Consider the following 17,414-nt stretch of genomic DNA (forward strand, 5'->3'; position numbering starts at 1 on the left):
TCGAAATTAATTTAATAATCTTCTTGTCCCTCGTACTATTTCTCCCGCAAGCTGACTAAAGATGTATCAAGTCAGTTCATAGTCGGGAGAGTGACTTGTATGTATATCGATGGCGTTTTTTCAGGAGGAGGTATTAAGGGATTTGCGTTAGTTGGTGCGTATCAGGTCATAGAAGAAAAAGGATTTCAATTTAAAAGAGTGGCAGGTACAAGTGCAGGGGCAATAATTGCTGCTTTAATTGCAGCACAGTATACAAGTGAAGAGATTTATCATATGCTCGATGAATTAAATCTTGAAAAGTTTCTTGATGAGCGAAGGGGGTTTCTACCGCTTCCTTCGCCACTTACCAAGTGGTTGTTCCTCTATTGGAGACTTGGATTATATAAAGGAAATGAATTAGAAAGATGGATGGAGGAAAAGCTGCGAGTAAAGGGGTTAAAGACCTTTTCTGATTTACCTCCTCAGACGCTCAGAGTCGTGGCATCGGATTTAACGAATGGAAGAATGGTTATATTGCCTGATGATTTAATCCATTACGATATTGATCCCCTTTCCTTCTCTATCGCAAAAGCGATTCGTATGAGCTGCAGTTTACCTTATTTTTTTGAACCCGTTAAATTAAAATCAAATTCAGAAACAAGTATTTTTGTAGATGGAGGGGTGTTAAGTAATTTCCCTATTTGGTTATTTGATAAGGATAATATAAAAAAGGTGAGGCCGGTTTTAGGGGTGAAGCTTAGTCATCGAATAATGGATCGACCTAAAAATAAAATTAATAATGCCATTCAAATGTACGAAGCCTTATTTACTACGATGAAGGATGCCCACGACGCACGATTTATTTCGAGAAAGCATATAAGAAACATTATTTTTATTCCAACGGAAGGAGTCTTGGCGACTGAATTTATCTTAACCAATAAGAAGAAAAAAGCTTTATTAGAAGTAGGAAGAACATGTGCGAATCAATTTTTTAAGCAGTGGAGCTATTAATTTCACAAAAAATCGAGTCTCTTAAAAAGAGGCTCGATTTTTCTTTTTCCCTTTTTTTCCGTCTATGACCGTTAGATGAGTTGAGGATTGTTTTTTCTTTGGTTTCCTTTTTTTAATAGAAGAAATAGAACTGGAATTGGATTTTTGGCTAATTCCAGGTTCACGATGCTGGTACCTTTTCTTCGATCTCTTTGCGGCCTTTACAAAAGCTCGCTGCTCTTTTCTTTCAGGGTTGGGTTGGTAAAATCGACGAAAGATGAGAAAAAGGATGACACCCACTACTATAATTACAGCAAGACTTTTTAAAAAACCAGCTGGATCTGAAATGAATGTTGAAACAATTCCAAATATCCCAAGAGCAATAAGCCCGCACACGACATAAAATGAGATCCGATTTTTCAAGAACGCCACCTCCCTAAGAGCATGATGAGCAACTTTAACAGCATTTAAACGTAAAATTGCTCATGATTAAACAATTTCTTGTTGTTTTAACAGTTCGATTGTTTCTTTTTCTTTTTTAAGCAGCTCTTTAAATGAACAAATCGCTACTTCAACCTGATCATCGCTCGGTTCTTTTGTTGTCAGTAACTGAAGCCATAGTCCAGGGTATCCTAAATATTTTAATAAAGGAATGTCACGGACTTTATTCGTTAATTGTAGTACCTCAAACGAAATCCCAAGCACTACAGGAATTAAGGCTAATCGATCGACGACTCTTAGCCAAAGAGGATTCGTCGGAACAAAAAGATAAACAAATACACCAATGATCACTGTGAAAAGAATGAAACTGCTTCCACATCGATAGTGAAGTCTTGATTGAGCTTGAACATTTTCAATGGTTAAGTCTTTTCCATTTTCGTAGGTATTTATTACTTTATGCTCTGCACCATGATATTGAAACACTCTTTTGATTAAAGGAGTGAAAGAAATAAAATAAATATAAGATAGTAAAAGCAACAGCTTAAACAAGCCCTCTATTAATATTTGCTCTAAATCACTTGGGAAAATGGGCTTTGTTAGATTAGCTAGAAAGATGGGAACAAGAGTAAAAACAAATTTTCCAAATAAGAAGGAAATGATCCCAATCGTTGCGACCCCTAGCATCATGGCTAGCTTAGAAGGCTTCTTTTCTTTTTTTTCGATTTCTTCGTTCGGGTCGGTTTCATATCGTTCCGTTGAAAAATTTAAATGCTTGGCGCCATTTCCGCTTGCTTCAATGATGGCAATAATTCCTCTTAAAAAAGGGATTTTTTTAAAAATGGAATAAGCAGAGCTTGATTGTCTCGTAAGATGAAAGTATTCGATTGATTGATCCTTTCTACGAATAGCAGTAACATAGTGATGTTTGCCTCCGAACATAACACCTTCTACAACGGCTTGCCCTCCATATATGGGTTTTTGTTTGTTTGACATGTATGAAAACACCAACCTAATTAAAATTCGCACGAAACAGCTAGAACATCATTTAAGTAAAAAAATCTCTATGCTGTGAGTACCTACCTTTATTCTACTAAAATTTGATAAAAACCTCTAGGAATGAGTCGTAATTTCAAAAATATTTGCTTAATCCATTTAAAGAAGATGATTTCGAAAGAAAAAACAGCATTCTAATTAATTTATTTATATGGGAATGCAAGTGTATAAATGCACGAGGACATAATATTATTGGAGGTGTATATAAATGAAGGATGAAAAAAAAGATTCAGAACAAAATCATTTAAGAAAGGTGCAGCCATCTTTATTAGCGATGGCTCTTGTTATAGGTTTTGTTGGAGGAATTATATGGAGTGGTATTGCTTATTTTGCATATTATTTTCATTTTACTGAAATTAGTCCAACTATTATTCTTGAGCCTTGGGCGATTGGAGGATGGAAAAAAGGATGGCTTGGTGTGATCATCTCCATACTGCTTATAGGGATATTATCGATCGTATCAGCCTTCCTATATTATGTAAGCTTAAGAAGAATCAAAAACATGTGGGGAGGAATTTTATTTGGATTATTGCTGTTTCTTCTTGTTTTTTTAGTTTTGAATCCAATGTTTCCCAGCATCCCGCCTTTTCGAGAGATAGGAAGAGATACCATGATTACATCTATCTGTTTATATCTTTTATATGGTGTTTTTGTAGGATATTCAATCTCCTATGAGGAAAGTGAGTATCAAAGCATGCGAGAAAAAGAAAACAAGAATGCTTCGTCTTAGAGTAGTGAAAGAAAAAATAAATATGATAGAATATTCTTGTTGGATAATTTTTTCACAGGAGTATCAATATGACAAAATTTCTTTTATTAAATGGCCCAAATTTAAATATGCTTGGGAAGCGAGAGCCCGGAATTTATGGAGCTGACACACTAGAGCAATTAGAAGAGCGAATCGTCAAACTTGGAAATGAGCTTGGAGTAGAAATGATTTGTTTTCAATCAAATCATGAAGGAGCCTTGATTGATCAGTTGCATGAGGCAAATGAACAGCAAATGGATGGAATTATTTTTAATCCAGGAGCATTTACGCATTACAGCTATGCAATTAGAGATGCCATTGCCAGCATTCAAGTTCCTGTTATTGAAGTACATATTTCAAATATTCACGCTCGTGAATCATTTCGCCACACATCTGTAACGGCTCCTGTAACAAAGGGTCAAATTGTAGGTCTTGGATTTAAAGGCTACGAATTAGGATTACATGCTTTGTTGGAAATTGTAAAGGAGTGAGAATAATAATGGGGAAAATTGATCAGCTGCGTTCGGCATTTAAGGATTTGGATATAGATGGAATCCTAATTACAAGTCCATATAATCGCAGATACGTATCTAATTTTACAGGGTCAGCAGGAATCCTGCTAATTAGCGGAGAAAAAGCATTATTTATTACAGATTTTCGTTATGTGGAGCAAGCAGCAAAGCAATGTGAAGGCTTTGATATTGTTCAGCATAAAGGTGCTATAACAGAGGAGATAGCAAAACAAATCACAGCTTTAGGTATTAAAAGACTTGGTTTTGAGCAGGACTTTGTAACTTTTTCAACTTTTAGTGCTTATAAAAATGCCTTTAATTGCGAATTAGTTCCTGTATCAGGTGTGGTTGAAAAGTTACGCTTGATAAAGACTGACTTAGAGATTAAGATATTAAAGGAAGCTGCGAACATTGCAGATGCTGCTTTTACACATATTCTTGATTATATTCGACCAGGAAGACTTGAGTCTGAGGTATCCAATGAATTAGAGTTCTTTATGAGAAAATTAGGAGCAACGTCTTCTTCCTTTGATACAATCGTTGCATCTGGCTATCGTTCTGCTTTACCTCATGGTGTTGCATCTGACAAAACGATTGAAATTGGCGATTTTGTTACGCTTGATTATGGAGCTTATTACAATGGGTACTGTTCAGATATTACACGAACAGTAGCTGTAGGTGAGCCTGAAGCGAAGCTAAAGGAGATTTATCAAGTTGTTCTTGATGCACAATTAAAAGGCATGGCAGGAATAAAGCCAGGATTAAAAGGCAAAGATGCAGACGCATTAACGAGAGACTATATAACAGAACAAGGCTATGGAGAATATTTTGGACATTCCACAGGGCATGGGATTGGTTTGGAAATACATGAAGGACCTACTTTGTCATTAAAGTCTGACCTCATTCTTGAACCGGGTATGATTGTAACAGTAGAACCAGGAATTTATATTCCAGGTCTTGGTGGTGTTCGTATAGAAGATGATACGATCATTACACAAGAAGGCAATGAGGCATTAACTCATTCAACGAAAGAACTTATAGTACTTTAAGTTTCATATTTAGGAGGATTTTTTTGCATGATTTCTGTTAATGATTTTCGTACAGGATTGACCATTGAAGTAGATAATGGTATTTGGCGCGTCATTGATTTCCAACACGTGAAGCCTGGAAAGGGTGCAGCTTTTGTTCGTTCAAAGCTTCGCAACCTGCGCACTGGCGCTGTTCAAGAGAAAACATTCCGTGCTGGTGAAAAAGTGGCAAAAGCTCAAATTGATAACCGCAGAATGCAGTATTTATATGCTAGTGGAGATTTACATATCTTTATGGATAACGAATCCTATGAACAAATTGAGCTACCATCGAATACGATTGAGTATGAATTAAAATTTTTAAAAGAAAATATGGAAGTATCTATTATGATGTATCAAGGTGAGACACTTGGAGTTGAGCTTCCAAATACAGTTGAACTAGAAGTGACTGAAACAGAACCTGGTATTAAAGGAGATACAGCCTCTGGTGGCACAAAACCAGCGACAGTTGAAACTGGACTAATTGTTCAAGTTCCATTTTTTATTAATCAAGGCGACCGTCTAATCATTAATACGACAGATAGTTCATACGTTTCTCGTGCTTAATTGGTAAATATCAGGAGTAAAGAATCGATTTCTTGATTATTCTCCTAAACTTTTGTACAATCGTAAATATTGATGCTGCGTTGTACGTAATCGTATGAAGTTTCAACCTTTGATTTAAATAAGGGAGTTCTACATTAAAGTACGGACAGCAAGCCTCTTTTTTGGAGGACATCTGAACAAGCTTTTGCGAACACCCACCTGGTGAAGCAGGTTAAGAAACTTCATACTTCTGAAACGGCAAATGTGGCTAATGAAAAAAGACTGACTGCAAAGATGGTAGGAATACCCTCTTTACCAGTCAGTCTTTTTTTGCCTTCCGCTTTTCTTACTGTCTAGCTCCAGCGCCCAGCGACTAATGTACTTCACTCTCCTCCTTACGATAAGTCAACATCGAATCGCTCACGCTCTTCGTGTTTCCTTTATCTCATACGAAGAGCTCCAGTCCATACGTCGCTAAACGGGCGCTTCCGCTTTTCTTTCTTACAGCTTATACCCCATTAGCTCTGCAATATATGCCGGAACTTCCGTGTTATCTAACACTCCATGGAAACGTTCAGCACCTTGTCCTGTTGCGAATAACGGTATCATATTAGCAGTGTGGCCGCCTGTCCCGCTTAACGCGCGTGAATGTCGATTTAATAAGCCTGCATGATAATGCTCCGCAATAAGGCTGCCGATTTCCCAAGAAATATGCTGCTTTGAATATCCACTATGCCCTTTCATTTTTAAATGAGCTTGAAAGGCTTCAACCTCATGATTCGTTAAATCGATATTGGCATAGGTTTTAAATATATGCTTAATCTCAGCACGATCAAAAGTTCCTTGTTTCTTTAGCAATTTACCCATAAAATGCGGTGAAACCTGTATGTTTTTTAAAGCTTCGATATTCATGGCATCTGAAGCTGATATCCCCATTGTTTCATGGTCCGCTAACACTAACACCAGCGTATCATCCATTCTATTTGCCCACTGAACCACTTTTTCAACGGCATGATCAAATTCAATCGTTTCCTTCCAAACACTCGTCAAATCAGCTGCATGAGAAGCATGGTCAATGCGAGCTCCTTCAATCATTAGAAAAAATCCTTTTTCATTATCCTTTGATAAGGCTTCAATAGCTTTTTCAGACATATCTGTTAGGCTTGGTTCACGGCTTTTCAATTCCTCACGGTCGATTTTAAAGCTCAAATGACCAGAATTAAAAAGTCCTAGAAGTTTTTTTTCCTTAGACTGTTTAAGTTCATCTTGATTGGCAACATAGGCATACCGGTCTTTCTTAAATTGATCGATCAGCATTTCTCCATTCTCATTTTTTTGTATAAATTTTTGTCTTCCTCCTCCTAAAATGACATCTACTTGATTTGACAGAAGCTGTTTCGCGATCGCTCGTTGGTCGGACCAACGGTTTTTTACACTAGCTGTAAAAGCAGCAGGTGTTGCGTCTGTAACAGAATTCGTTGTAACGATCCCGGTTTTTTTCTCATTTTTTTTAAATAAATCAAGGAGGCTTTCTACTTCTTCACCGTCAGGAGTTACACCAATCATTCCATTATTTGTTTTATGTCCAGTTGCTAGAGCGGTTCCTGCTGCAGCTGAATCCGTAACAATACGATTATAGGAATAAGTATGGACGAAAGCAGTATAAGGCAAAGATTCAATAAATAGTCGCCCTTCCTTCCCGTGTTCAAACAGTCTAGCAATCTCCATTTGACCAGCACCCATTCCATCCCCAATCATGATGATAACGTTTTTAGGTTTCTTTTGCTGCGTGGTCCCGCTTGTATTCCTCACATCTTGATTTCCATTATATGTGAATGCTGACCATTCACTAAAAGAATCAGCTTCAATATTGGCAGCTCCATACAAAGTTATGATACAAATTAGAATTCCGCAGAACTTTAATACTTTCATTTTCAACACCTCAACATACATTTCACACTTAAGATCCTTTACCTTAGCTAACAGACTTTATCCGGCATTAACAGGCAAAAACCCTCATGATGGAAGTTTCACCTTATTTAGAACTCACTGTGTAGTTTTTGATAAAACGAGGAATTTTACTCTTGTCGAAATGGAATCAAAGTCATATTAAAAGCTGACAAGCATACATTTTAAAAGAAAGAGCTTATTTAAATAGGAGGATTTAATTGTGAATGCGCATCTAACATTTCTGCCAAAAAATATTTATGACCTACTAAAACAATTCCCGTCCTCACAATTACATGAACTTGAGGAAATACGCATTCGAATAAATCGACCTCTTGAGGTATCTATTAGAGGGGTTCCGCACTTCTTGTCATATATCGTTCAATCAGAAGATGCTATTCATTTAATGAATAAGATTAGTCATTTTTCGATCTATGCTCTAGAAGAAGAATTAAAAAGAGGATATATCACGATTGAAGGTGGGCATCGAGTGGGATTAGCAGGCAAAGTAATCCTTGAAAATGGGAAAGTAAAAGCAATTAGAGATGTCTCATCCTTTAATTTTCGTATTGCAAAAGAACAAAAAGGAATTGCAGAAAAGTATATTTCTTTTTTATTTGAAGGCAGGTGGCATCATACGATGATCATTGGTCCACCACAAGCAGGAAAAACGACCTTTCTTCGTGATATTGCCAGAATGATTTCAACAGGAGGCGCGAAAGGTGTTAAAGAAGCCTATAAGGTTGGCATTATAGATGAGCGTTCAGAAATAGCGGGCAGTGTGAATGGGATTCCACAGTTGACGTTTGGACCAAGAGTGGATGTGCTAGATGCTTGTCCAAAAGCTGAAGGAATGATGATGATGATTCGATCCATGAGCCCTGATGTTCTTGTTGTCGATGAAATAGGAAGTACGGAAGATGTTGAAGCTATTTTGGAGGCTGTTCATGCTGGTATAAAACTAATTACGACCATTCATGGGCATTCATTAGATGATATCAAGAAGAGACCAGCATTAAGACCTCTTATCGAGCAGGGGATTTTCAAACGCTATATTGAATTAGCGAGAAGGAATGGACCTGGAACGATTGTCTCTATAAAAGACCAACACGGACATGAAATGTTTCATAAAGCGAGTGTGAAATAAATGATGAAAGTAATTGGTGCAGTTTTCATCATGGTCGCAACCACTTGGACGGGATTTGAAGCGGCAAGACATTTAGCCGAACGACCGAAACAATTAAGGCAATTAAAGTCAGCGCTGCAATCGTTAGAAGCAGAAATAATGTTTGGACATACTCCATTGCATGAAGCTTCAAGGCGATTATCAACACAATTATCAAAACCAATCTCTCTGTTATTTGATGCATTTTCAAAAAAACTATTGAATTCAGATACAACTGTAAAAGAAGCATGGGCTGAAAGCTTAAAGGAGATATGGAAAATAACTGCATTAAAGCAAAGTGAAAGAGAGATTATGAAGCAATTTGGAGAAACACTGGGGCGTCATGATCGAATCTCTCAACAAAAGCAAATTATGCTAACACTCTCCCATTTAGAAAGAGAGGAAGCAGATGCAAGAGATAGGCAAGCTAAATATGAAAAAATGGTGAAAAGCTTAGGCCTATTATCAGGATTATTATTAATTATTTTACTTATGTAGTGTCTAGGAGGAAAAAGAATGGGCTTAGACGTAGATATTATTTTTAAAATTGCGGGTGTTGGGATTGTTGTGGCCTTTTTGCATACCATTCTTGATCAAGTAGGGAAAAAAGAATATGCCCAATGGGTAACCCTCTTTGGATTTATTTATATCCTTTTTATGGTGGCATCAATAGTAGATGATCTTTTCCAGAAAATTAAATCTGTATTCCTATTCCAAGGGTAAGGGGGTTTTACCCATTGAAATTATTCAGATTGTTGGTGTAGCTCTTGTTTCAACTTTTTTAGCTTTAATCATTAAAGAACAAAAACCAAATTTTGCTTTTCTTCTCGTCGTATTTGTTGGATGTTCAATTTTTCTTTATTTAGTCGATCAAATCTACCTGATCATTCATATGATTGAAGAAATAGCGGTAAATGCCAAGGTGAATCTTGTCTATGTCGAGACGATATTAAAAATTATCGGGATTGCTTATATAGCTGAATTTGCTGCTCAAGTCACAAAGGATGCAGGTCAAGGTGCTATTGCCTCTAAAATCGAGCTAGCTGGAAAAATATTAATATTAGCCATGGCTATTCCAATTTTAACGGTTTTAATCGAAACGATTATCAATCTAATTCCTAATTAAACTAAATTCTTGATAGAGGTGAGAGAGATGAAGTCCAAGTTACAATTCATTCTTATCATCAGCTTACTCGTCTACTTCTTATTCATTCCAAGTGTACAAGCTTCACCTCAAAATGAAGAAAGCAAGCCGATGGAAACTCCTCAAGCGCTCGTTGATCAGCAGCTAGAAGCATTAAATATCGATGAACTGAAGGGGTTTTGGCAGGATATTATCAATAAATATGGAGGATACTTACCGGAAAGTCAAAAAGGGAGCTTGTATGACTTTATTAAAGGGGATAAGAAATTTTCATTTAAGGAATGGATGATAGGGGCTCTTAAATATACTTTTCATGAATTTCTTGTAAATGGAAAGCTGTTGGGATCTCTTATTATACTTACCATTTTTAGTATGTTTTTACAGTCCATTCAAAATGCTTTTGAAAAGAGTTCAGTAAGCAAAGTTGCTTATTTTATTGTGTTTATGGTGTTAATCATTATTGCATTAAATAGCTTTCATGTTGCTGTCACTTATTCAAATGATGCGATCAGTACAATGATAGCGTTTATATTAGCGCTTATCCCTTTACTCTTAGCTTTAATTGCTTCTTCTGGGGGGCTTATTTCAGCAGCGTTTTTTCATCCTATTATTTTATTTTTAATGAATACGAGCGGATTAATGATTCAATATATTATTTTGCCACTATTGTTTTTAGCAGTAGTTTTAAGCATTGTCAGCACACTTTCTGAGCAGTATAAGGTCACTCAGCTTGCCAATTTAATCCGAAACTGGAGCATTGGTTTATTAGGTCTATTTATTACCGTTTTTTTAGGAGTAATTTCCGTGCAGGGAGCTTCAACAGCAGTGGCTGACGGAATTGCGGTACGAACAGCCAAGTTTATTACAGGGAATTTTATTCCTGTTATTGGCAGAATGTTTACCGATGCGACAGATACTGTTATCACGGCCTCTGTTTTATTGAAGAATACAGTCGGGATTGCAGGAGTCGCTATTTTATTAATGATCGTTGCATTTCCAGCAATTAAGATTTTAATGATTGCTTTTATTTATAAATTTGCCGCCGCTATTTTACAGCCGCTTGGCGGAGGGCCTGTCATTGATTGTTTAGATATTATTAGTAAAAGTGTCATTTATGTATTTGCTGCGTTAGCTATTGTTTCATTTATGTTCTTTTTGTGTATCACCGTCATTATTGCAGCTGGTAACTTAACCATGATGGTAAGGTAGGAGGAGACGTATGGGTGTTATTACGGAATGGGTCACCAATATTATTCTCTTTGTCTTACTCGCAACCTTAATGGACATGCTCCTTCCAAATTCTCAATTTCAAAAATATACAAAAATGGTTGCTGGATTACTTTTAATAGCGATTATTTTAACTCCAATATTAAAATTTATGACCAAGGATTTTGAACAAACACTAGCTGCTGCTTCTCTTTTTCCAGCAAATGAAGAAAAAAAGTTGGAAAAATCGATAGAAATGCAGAAAAAAGAAATACAAGCCTCACATGATGCATATATTTTAGAACAAATGACTGTCCAATTAAAAAAGGATGCAGAGGAGGAATTAAAAGACCAATACGGATTAGAGATTACAAATATAAATATCTTGTTGAATCAAAACGATCAGCGTGCTTTCCCGCAAAATCTTCAAAAGGTTATTGTTCATGTAAAGGATTACAAAGCGGAAGCAAATGCTGTTGAAGTTGTCAAAAAAGTTGAAATTAATCTTAATGAGCCTCTTCCTCCAACAACAGAAAATCAAGAGAATACAAAAAAAATCATAACACTTCTATCAAAAAAATGGGATGTTCAAGCAAAATCCATCCAAGTTCAGATTGAAGGGGGGAACAACGATTACAATGGATAAAGATAAAAAAGATGAAAAAGGCCCAATTCAATGGCTTAAAAAATTTTTTTCAAAAAAAGAACATTCAGATCGTAAATTTGGGAAATATCAATACTTCCTGCTTGTACTTATAGTTGGTGCAGCTTTTATGCTTATTAGTAATCTTTTTATGAAACAACAGCCCACTTCCTCTGATATTTCTGTTTTTAATCAAAACAATCAAGGTTCACAAGATGCAGCAGAAACTTTCGGTTCAAACTCGAAAAATGAAAATAAATATATTTCAGATTATGAAAGGGCTTATGAGGCTGCATTAAAGGATGCACTTGATAAAATGCTTGGGGTTGAAGATGTCTCCGTCATTGTCAATGTAGATGGGACAGAAAAAAATATTATGGAAAAAAACACAAAAACACAATCGCAAACGACAAATGAAACCGATCCTCAAGGGGGAAAACGGACCGTAGAGGACCAATCAAATGAGGAGCAGGTTGTGATTATTCAAAATGGAGAGAAGGAAGTTCCAATTGTAGTGGAGAAAAAAAAGCCTGAAATACGCGGTGTTTTGGTTGTAGCAAAAGGAGCAGACAATATTCAAGTAAAGAAATGGATTGTTGAAGCCGTAACAAGAGTGCTTGATGTTCCAAGTCATCGTGTAGCGGTCATGCCGAAAAAATCAAAGGGGGATTCCTAAATGCTATTGAAAAAACAAACGGTTTGGTTACTTACCATGTTAAGCTTAGTGGTTGTTTTATCGGTTTATTATATTACCTCGCCAGAACCAAAGAGTAATGATTTAAAGGCTGTAGAACAAAAAGCTGCAGATGAATCTCAAACAGTAGGAAAGCAAGAGACAATGACGAAAAAAAATACAGATGGAAGTACAGTCACAGTTAAGCAAGCAGGGGATGATGCATTTGAAGTATTACGCATGCAAATACAAGATGATAGGAGCAAAATGAAGGAAGACCTAGAAACTAAAATCGGGTCAACAGATTTATCAGCAGTCGAAAAAAGTAAAGCAAAAGATGAAATTAATCAATTGAATCAACTCTCTCATGAAGAAGAAGTATTAGAAACCCTTATAAAAGCAATGAAGTTTGATGATGTACTCGTCCGTGCAGACGGGGATAAAGTTCTAGTTACTGTAAAATCGAAGGAAGTTATTTCAAAAGCAGAAGCTAATAACATTATTCAAACTGTTCGAACAGAGCTTGGTGCCTCACAGCTAGTAACAGTCGAAACGATCCCAATAAAATAGGATAAGAACAATGCAATATGATATGATAAAAGAAGGAAGAGGACCATCCAAATGACAACAATGATGTAATTTGGATGAGGTCCTTTTTTCCTTTCATGTGTTTAAATGGGTTTGATTGAATCTTCCTCTTTCATCCTTGGTTGTATTTTGATAAGATCTTATCGTATGATTATAGTAGTTAGTCATAATTTATGTAAAAATAAGGAGTGCCAAAGCAATGTTAAAAATACAAGAAATTCGTGAGATAATAAAGCTAATTGATCAATCCACTATTGATGAATTTGTATATGAGCATGAAGGCTCGAAAATTCAAATGAAAAAAAATCTACCAGTTGAAGTAGTTTCTAAGCCAATTCCTGATGTTGCAGTAATGGAAAGACAACAACAAGTAGCTGCGGCAGCTGTTCAAGCTGTACCAAAAGCACCTGTTCAAGCTGAAGAAAAAAGCGAGGATGTTTCAAATTTACATACAATTACTTCTCCAATGGTTGGAACATTCTACCAATCTTCTTCACCTGAAGTAGAAGCATACGTAAAAACTGGATCAAAAGTAACAAAGGATTCCGTTGTTTGTATCGTTGAGGCTATGAAGCTGTTTAATGAAATTGAAGCAGAGGTAGAAGGAGAAATTGTAGAAATCTTAGTAAAAGATGGACAGCTGGTTGAATATGGGCAGCCATTATTTTTGGTGAAGCCTGAATAGAAAGGGTTTAAAAAATGATTACAAAATTATTAATAGCCAACCGAGGAGAAATCGCAGTTCGAATTATTCGAGCTTGCCGAGAGCTTGAAATTGAAACTGTAGCGGTCTACTCTGAAGCAGATAAAGAATCGTTGCATGTACAGCTAGCAGATGAAGCGTATTGCATAGGTCCTACAGCTTCAAAGGATAGTTATTTAAACTTTACCAACATTGTTAGTGTTGCAAAATTAACAGGATGTGATGCGATCCATCCTGGATATGGATTTTTGGCAGAGAATGCTGATTTTGCAGAGCTTTGCAGGGATTGTAATATTATTTTTGTCGGTCCAAGTCCTGAAGCCATAACAAAGATGGGGACGAAGGATATTGCAAGGGAAACAATGAGACAAGCAGGTGTTCCTATAGTACCTGGATCAAAAGGGATTATTAAAGATATTGACGAAGGAATAACACTAGCAAAAGAAATTGGCTACCCAGTCATAATAAAAGCAACTGCTGGGGGCGGTGGAAAAGGGATTCGTGTTGCTCGTTCCGAAAAGGAATTAATAAAAGGAATCAATATCACACAGCAAGAGGCATTAACAGCATTCGGCAATCCTGGTGTTTATATCGAAAAATATATTGAGGATTTTCGTCATGTAGAAATCCAAGTTTTGGCAGATAATGATGGGAATACCATTCATCTAGGCGAAAGGGATTGTTCGATTCAAAGACGCCTCCAAAAGCTATTAGAAGAAACACCTTCACCTGTATTAGACCCAGATATCCGGGCTGAAATGGGGAATGCGGCAGTTAAAGCAGCCAAAGCAGTTGATTATTCAGGTGCAGGAACGGTAGAATTTATATATGATTATCGTAATCGTCAATTTTACTTCATGGAAATGAATACGAGAATCCAAGTTGAACATCCAGTAACAGAAATGGTAACGGGTGTGGATTTAATCAAAGCACAAATAAAAGTGGCATCTGGGTATCCGCTTGAATTAGAACAAAAAGATGTAACATTTTCTGGCTGGTCCATTGAATGTAGAATTAACGCAGAAAATCCCGCAAAGAATTTTATGCCTTCCCCAGGAAGAATGAATATGTATCTTCCTCCAGGTGGCTTCGGTGTAAGGGTTGATTCTGCTGCATATCCTGGATATATGATCCCGCCTTACTATGATTCGATGATTGCGAAAGTCATTACTTATGGCAAAACGAGGGAAGAAGCGATTTCACGAATGAAACGAGCACTAAGTGAGTTTGTAGTCGAAGGGGTTCATACAACAATCCCTTTCCATTTGAGGCTCCTTGATCATGAAAAGTTTGTGGAAGGGAACTTCAATACAAAGTTTTTAGAACAGTATGATTTGATGAAATCAGAAGAATAACTGGAGGTGCCAAACGATGAGTGAATCTAACATCTTGGAAATGAATCAAGAAAACAATGGCTACGGTAAGGTTGAAATTGCTCCTGAAGTCATTGAAGTAATTGCTGGGATTGCTGCATCAGAAGTTGAAGGTGTTGCACAAATGCGCGGAAACTTTGCTTCAGGTGTGGTTGAAAAGTTGGGCAAAAAAAATCATGGCAAAGGTGTTAAAGTAGAATTAACTGAAGAAGGGATAAAAGTTGATGTCTATTGTTCCATGAACTTTGGTGTTTCTATCCCTACTGTAGCACAGAAAATTCAAGACAACATTCGCCAAGCTTTATTGAATATGACTGCACTAGAGGCAGACGAAGTGAATATCCATATCGTTGGAATCCAATTCGAATCACAAAAACACGAACCAGAAATCGAGGAAGAAGTTTAAAAGAAGAAGTCATTTGAAAAATGCCAAAGACATGCTTTGTCTTTGGTTCTTTTTTTTGTGTATTAGTAAGTTTCAATGCGAATGAGTTATAATTATGTTAAGATCTTGTTATGTATTTTTTCGGCGTAATTAATGGTTAAGACAAAAAATAATGAATGATTGTATTAAAGGAGTTAAGAATGATGAAAAGAAGAACAGCGAGAGAGAAAGCTTTGCAAGCTTTATTTCAAATAGATGTTAGCCAAATCGAGCCTGTTGATGCGATTGATCATGTTTTAGAAGGTGTACAGAGAGACAAGTATTTAGATGAGCTTGTTATTGGTGTGTTGGAGCATAAAGAACATATTGATGATATTTTAAAAGGAAATTTAGAAAAATGGACATTGGAGCGGTTAGCAAATGTCGATCGCAGCCTTTTAAGATTAGCTGTATATGAATTGCTTTATTGCAAAAATGAAGTACCGCCAAATGTGGTTTTAAATGAAGCAATTGAAATTGCCAAAATATATGGAGATGACCAATCAGGTAAATTTATCAATGGGGTCCTTTCAAAAGTAAAACAAACATTATCTTAAATAACAAGTATCTAGCTTATCAATTCAAAAAGCTTGTTTATACTTAATAGCAAAAGGGAGTCATGTAAGATGGAGCAGCGCTTTTTATCTGTTAATGCGTTAACAAAGTACATAAAAAGGAAATTTGATGCTGATCCTCACTTGCAAGATGTTCATGTTAAAGGAGAAATTTCAAACTTTAAGCAGCATTCTAGTGGACATATGTACTTTACATTGAAAGACGAGAAGGCTCGAGTACTTGCTGTCATGTTTTCTAGCTTTAATCGTTCCATGAAATTTCAACCAGAAAATGGAATGAAGGTACTAATAAAAGGGGATATCACTGTATATGAGCCAAGCGGACAATATCAAATTTATATAAAAGACATGCAGCCAGATGGGATTGGGGCACTTTATCTTGCCTATGAACAATTAAAAACAAAACTAGAAGAGGAAGGGCTATTTGACCCGAAATCTAAAAAGGCAATCCCGCTTTATCCTAAGACGGTTGGGGTCATAACATCTCCAACTGGAGCTGCCGTCAGAGATATTATCATAACGATAAAAAGAAGATACCCAGTTGCAAACATTCTCATTTTTCCAGCTCTCGTTCAAGGAGAGCAAGCAGCTCCCTCTATCGTTCAGGCATTGAAAAAAGCAAATGAACAATCAGCCCCTATCCAGGTTGATGTCATTATTGTTGGCCGTGGAGGCGGTTCGATTGAAGAGCTTTGGGCATTTAATGAAGAAGCAGTTGCGCGAGCTATTTTTACTTCACGTATACCCATTATTTCTGCGGTCGGACATGAAACAGATTTTACCATTGCTGATTTTGTTGCTGATTTAAGAGCACCGACTCCGACTGGTGCAGCAGAATTAGCTGTTCCTCATATCAATGAACTTATGGAAAAGGTTTTAACAAGACAAGCTAGAATAGGCCGTGCTATGAATGAAAAATTGGTTTTACAGCAAAACCGATTAAAAAGAATCCAAAGTTCATATGCCTTCCGCTATCCAAAGCGTTTATATGAGCAGAAGCTTGAACAGGTAGACAAAAAAACAGAACAGCTACTACGACTTTCAAAAAAGCTAAAAAATGTTAAGCAAGATCAATTTCTTGTATTAGAGAAACGGATCTTACGAAATCATCCTCAAAAAGCATTAGAGGAAGCTAAGCTTCGTTATCAAAAGCAAACAAAAGGATTAATGAGGGCGATGACAGAAATCCTTTCTAAAAAAGAAAAGGATTTTCAAAGCATCGTATCTACCTTATCCGCGTTAAGTCCGTTAAAGATAATGGAGCGAGGGTATACCCTTTCCTATACAGAAGACGGAAAGTTAATAAAAAGCATTCAACAAGTAAATATAGAAGATCGTGTGAAAATTACGATGGTTGATGGGAAATTAATTTGTAAAGTAGTCCAGATAGAGGAGTGAAGAAATTGGCGATTCAAGAAGAAATATCCTTTGAAGAAGCAATGGAAAGGCTTGAAGAAATTGTTGAAAAGCTTGAAGAAGGAGATGTTCCTTTAGAAGAAGCCATCAGCTTTTATAAAAAAGGAATGGAATTGTCAAAACTGTGTCATGACAAACTAAAAAACGTTGAAGAACAGTTAACACAAATATTAACTGAAGATGGACAGACAGAAATCTTTTCCATCCAAGAGGAGGAGTAA

At 36.5% G+C, this 17,414-nt stretch carries 22 protein-coding genes and 1 other RNA gene; 20 read left to right on the forward strand and 3 right to left on the reverse strand.

All coding sequences use genetic code 11. The features are described 5' to 3' along the window. The first annotated feature begins 99 nt into the window (after positions 1-99). Positions 100-990, forward strand: coding sequence for a patatin-like phospholipase family protein (locus tag FDO66_RS06145; RefSeq protein ID WP_141431682.1), 891 nt, complete (start codon positions 100-102; stop codon positions 988-990). Positions 991-1,011: 21 nt separating this feature from the next. On the opposite strand, the gene FDO66_RS06150 is transcribed toward FDO66_RS06145, so the two are convergent. Both FDO66_RS06150 and FDO66_RS06155 read right to left on the reverse strand, forming a co-directional pair. Then, entirely contained in the window at positions 1,012-1,401 is a 390-nt protein-coding gene (locus FDO66_RS06150; protein WP_309475263.1) for an SA1362 family protein, read from the reverse strand. 57 nt (positions 1,402-1,458) lie between these two features. Continuing rightward, entirely contained in the window at positions 1,459-2,403 is a 945-nt protein-coding gene (locus FDO66_RS06155) for a DUF1385 domain-containing protein (protein ID WP_141431686.1), read from the reverse strand. A gap of 268 nt (positions 2,404-2,671) precedes the next feature. Here FDO66_RS06155 and FDO66_RS06160 point away from each other — a divergent pair, with 268 nt between their 5' ends. The 5 genes from FDO66_RS06160 to ssrS all read left to right on the forward strand — a co-directional run bounded on the left by FDO66_RS06160 (position 2,672) and on the right by ssrS (position 5,611). Further along, entirely contained in the window at positions 2,672-3,193 is a 522-nt protein-coding gene (locus FDO66_RS06160) for a YqhR family membrane protein (protein WP_141431688.1), read from the forward strand. A gap of 68 nt (positions 3,194-3,261) precedes the next feature. Then, positions 3,262-3,702 carry a type II 3-dehydroquinate dehydratase gene (gene aroQ / locus FDO66_RS06165; protein WP_141431690.1) on the forward strand — a complete coding sequence of 147 codons (441 nt, stop codon included), beginning with the start codon at positions 3,262-3,264 and terminating at the stop codon, positions 3,700-3,702. Between the two features lie 8 nt (positions 3,703-3,710). Beyond that, positions 3,711-4,772 (forward strand): M24 family metallopeptidase, encoded by a 1,062-nt coding sequence (locus FDO66_RS06170; protein WP_141431692.1) that lies wholly within the window; start codon positions 3,711-3,713, stop codon positions 4,770-4,772. A 27-nt stretch (positions 4,773-4,799) separates the two neighbouring features. Continuing rightward, complete coding sequence (gene efp / locus FDO66_RS06175) at positions 4,800-5,357, forward strand: elongation factor P (RefSeq protein WP_141431694.1); 558 nt, start codon at positions 4,800-4,802, stop codon at positions 5,355-5,357. Between the two features lie 69 nt (positions 5,358-5,426). Further along, a non-coding RNA gene (ssrS, locus tag FDO66_RS06180) (6S RNA) lies at positions 5,427-5,611 on the forward strand. Positions 5,612-5,837: 226 nt separating this feature from the next. Here ssrS and FDO66_RS06185 read toward each other — a convergent pair. After that, on the reverse strand, positions 5,838-7,268 hold the full coding sequence (locus tag FDO66_RS06185; protein WP_258535625.1) for an alkaline phosphatase: 1,431 nt from the start codon (positions 7,266-7,268) through the stop codon (positions 5,838-5,840). A gap of 238 nt (positions 7,269-7,506) precedes the next feature. Between FDO66_RS06185 and spoIIIAA the strand changes: the two genes are divergently transcribed. The 14 genes from spoIIIAA (at position 7,507) to FDO66_RS06255 (ending at position 17,414) form a co-directional block, all read left to right on the forward strand. Then, positions 7,507-8,430 carry a stage III sporulation protein AA gene (spoIIIAA, locus tag FDO66_RS06190; protein WP_141431696.1) on the forward strand — a complete coding sequence of 308 codons (924 nt, stop codon included), beginning with the start codon at positions 7,507-7,509 and terminating at the stop codon, positions 8,428-8,430. Continuing rightward, on the forward strand, positions 8,431-8,946 hold the full coding sequence (gene spoIIIAB, locus FDO66_RS06195; protein ID WP_141431698.1) for a stage III sporulation protein SpoIIIAB: 516 nt from the start codon (positions 8,431-8,433) through the stop codon (positions 8,944-8,946). Between the two features lie 18 nt (positions 8,947-8,964). After that, on the forward strand, positions 8,965-9,171 hold the full coding sequence (gene spoIIIAC / locus FDO66_RS06200; RefSeq protein ID WP_079509703.1) for a stage III sporulation protein AC: 207 nt from the start codon (positions 8,965-8,967) through the stop codon (positions 9,169-9,171). Continuing rightward, positions 9,125-9,574 (forward strand): stage III sporulation protein AD, encoded by a 450-nt coding sequence (spoIIIAD, locus tag FDO66_RS06205; RefSeq protein WP_141431699.1) that lies wholly within the window; start codon positions 9,125-9,127, stop codon positions 9,572-9,574. The genes spoIIIAC and spoIIIAD overlap by 47 nt, the downstream gene beginning before the upstream one ends. Positions 9,575-9,601: 27 nt before the next feature. After that, a complete protein-coding gene (gene spoIIIAE / locus FDO66_RS06210; protein ID WP_141431701.1) occupies positions 9,602-10,801 on the forward strand; it encodes a stage III sporulation protein AE in 1,200 nt (399 codons plus the stop codon). A gap of 10 nt (positions 10,802-10,811) precedes the next feature. Continuing rightward, positions 10,812-11,444 (forward strand): stage III sporulation protein AF, encoded by a 633-nt coding sequence (gene spoIIIAF, locus FDO66_RS06215; RefSeq protein WP_141431703.1) that lies wholly within the window; start codon positions 10,812-10,814, stop codon positions 11,442-11,444. Continuing rightward, positions 11,437-12,117: a stage III sporulation protein AG gene (gene spoIIIAG, locus FDO66_RS06220; RefSeq protein WP_141431705.1), complete on the forward strand. Its 681-nt coding sequence runs from the start codon at positions 11,437-11,439 to the stop codon at positions 12,115-12,117. Before spoIIIAF ends, spoIIIAG begins: the two co-directional genes overlap by 8 nt. After that, on the forward strand, positions 12,118-12,684 hold the full coding sequence (locus FDO66_RS06225) for a SpoIIIAH-like family protein (RefSeq protein ID WP_141431707.1): 567 nt from the start codon (positions 12,118-12,120) through the stop codon (positions 12,682-12,684). Positions 12,685-12,901: 217 nt separating this feature from the next. Then, the gene (accB, locus tag FDO66_RS06230) at positions 12,902-13,387 is read left to right on the forward strand and encodes an acetyl-CoA carboxylase biotin carboxyl carrier protein (RefSeq protein ID WP_141431709.1); all 486 of its coding nucleotides are present in this window, start codon (positions 12,902-12,904) and stop codon (positions 13,385-13,387) included. 14 nt (positions 13,388-13,401) lie between these two features. After that, the gene (gene accC / locus FDO66_RS06235) at positions 13,402-14,760 is read left to right on the forward strand and encodes an acetyl-CoA carboxylase biotin carboxylase subunit (protein WP_141431711.1); all 1,359 of its coding nucleotides are present in this window, start codon (positions 13,402-13,404) and stop codon (positions 14,758-14,760) included. Between the two features lie 16 nt (positions 14,761-14,776). Continuing rightward, positions 14,777-15,184 (forward strand): Asp23/Gls24 family envelope stress response protein, encoded by a 408-nt coding sequence (locus FDO66_RS06240; protein WP_141431713.1) that lies wholly within the window; start codon positions 14,777-14,779, stop codon positions 15,182-15,184. 182 nt (positions 15,185-15,366) lie between these two features. Next, entirely contained in the window at positions 15,367-15,759 is a 393-nt protein-coding gene (nusB, locus tag FDO66_RS06245) for a transcription antitermination factor NusB (protein ID WP_141431838.1), read from the forward strand. 69 nt (positions 15,760-15,828) lie between these two features. After that, positions 15,829-17,175: an exodeoxyribonuclease VII large subunit gene (xseA, locus tag FDO66_RS06250; protein ID WP_141431715.1), complete on the forward strand. Its 1,347-nt coding sequence runs from the start codon at positions 15,829-15,831 to the stop codon at positions 17,173-17,175. A 5-nt stretch (positions 17,176-17,180) separates the two neighbouring features. Then, complete coding sequence (locus FDO66_RS06255) at positions 17,181-17,414, forward strand: exodeoxyribonuclease VII small subunit (RefSeq protein ID WP_141431717.1); 234 nt, start codon at positions 17,181-17,183, stop codon at positions 17,412-17,414.

Source organism: Bacillus sp. 03113 (assembly GCF_006546985.1).
Taxonomy (GTDB): domain Bacteria; phylum Bacillota; class Bacilli; order Bacillales; family Cytobacillaceae; genus VATK01.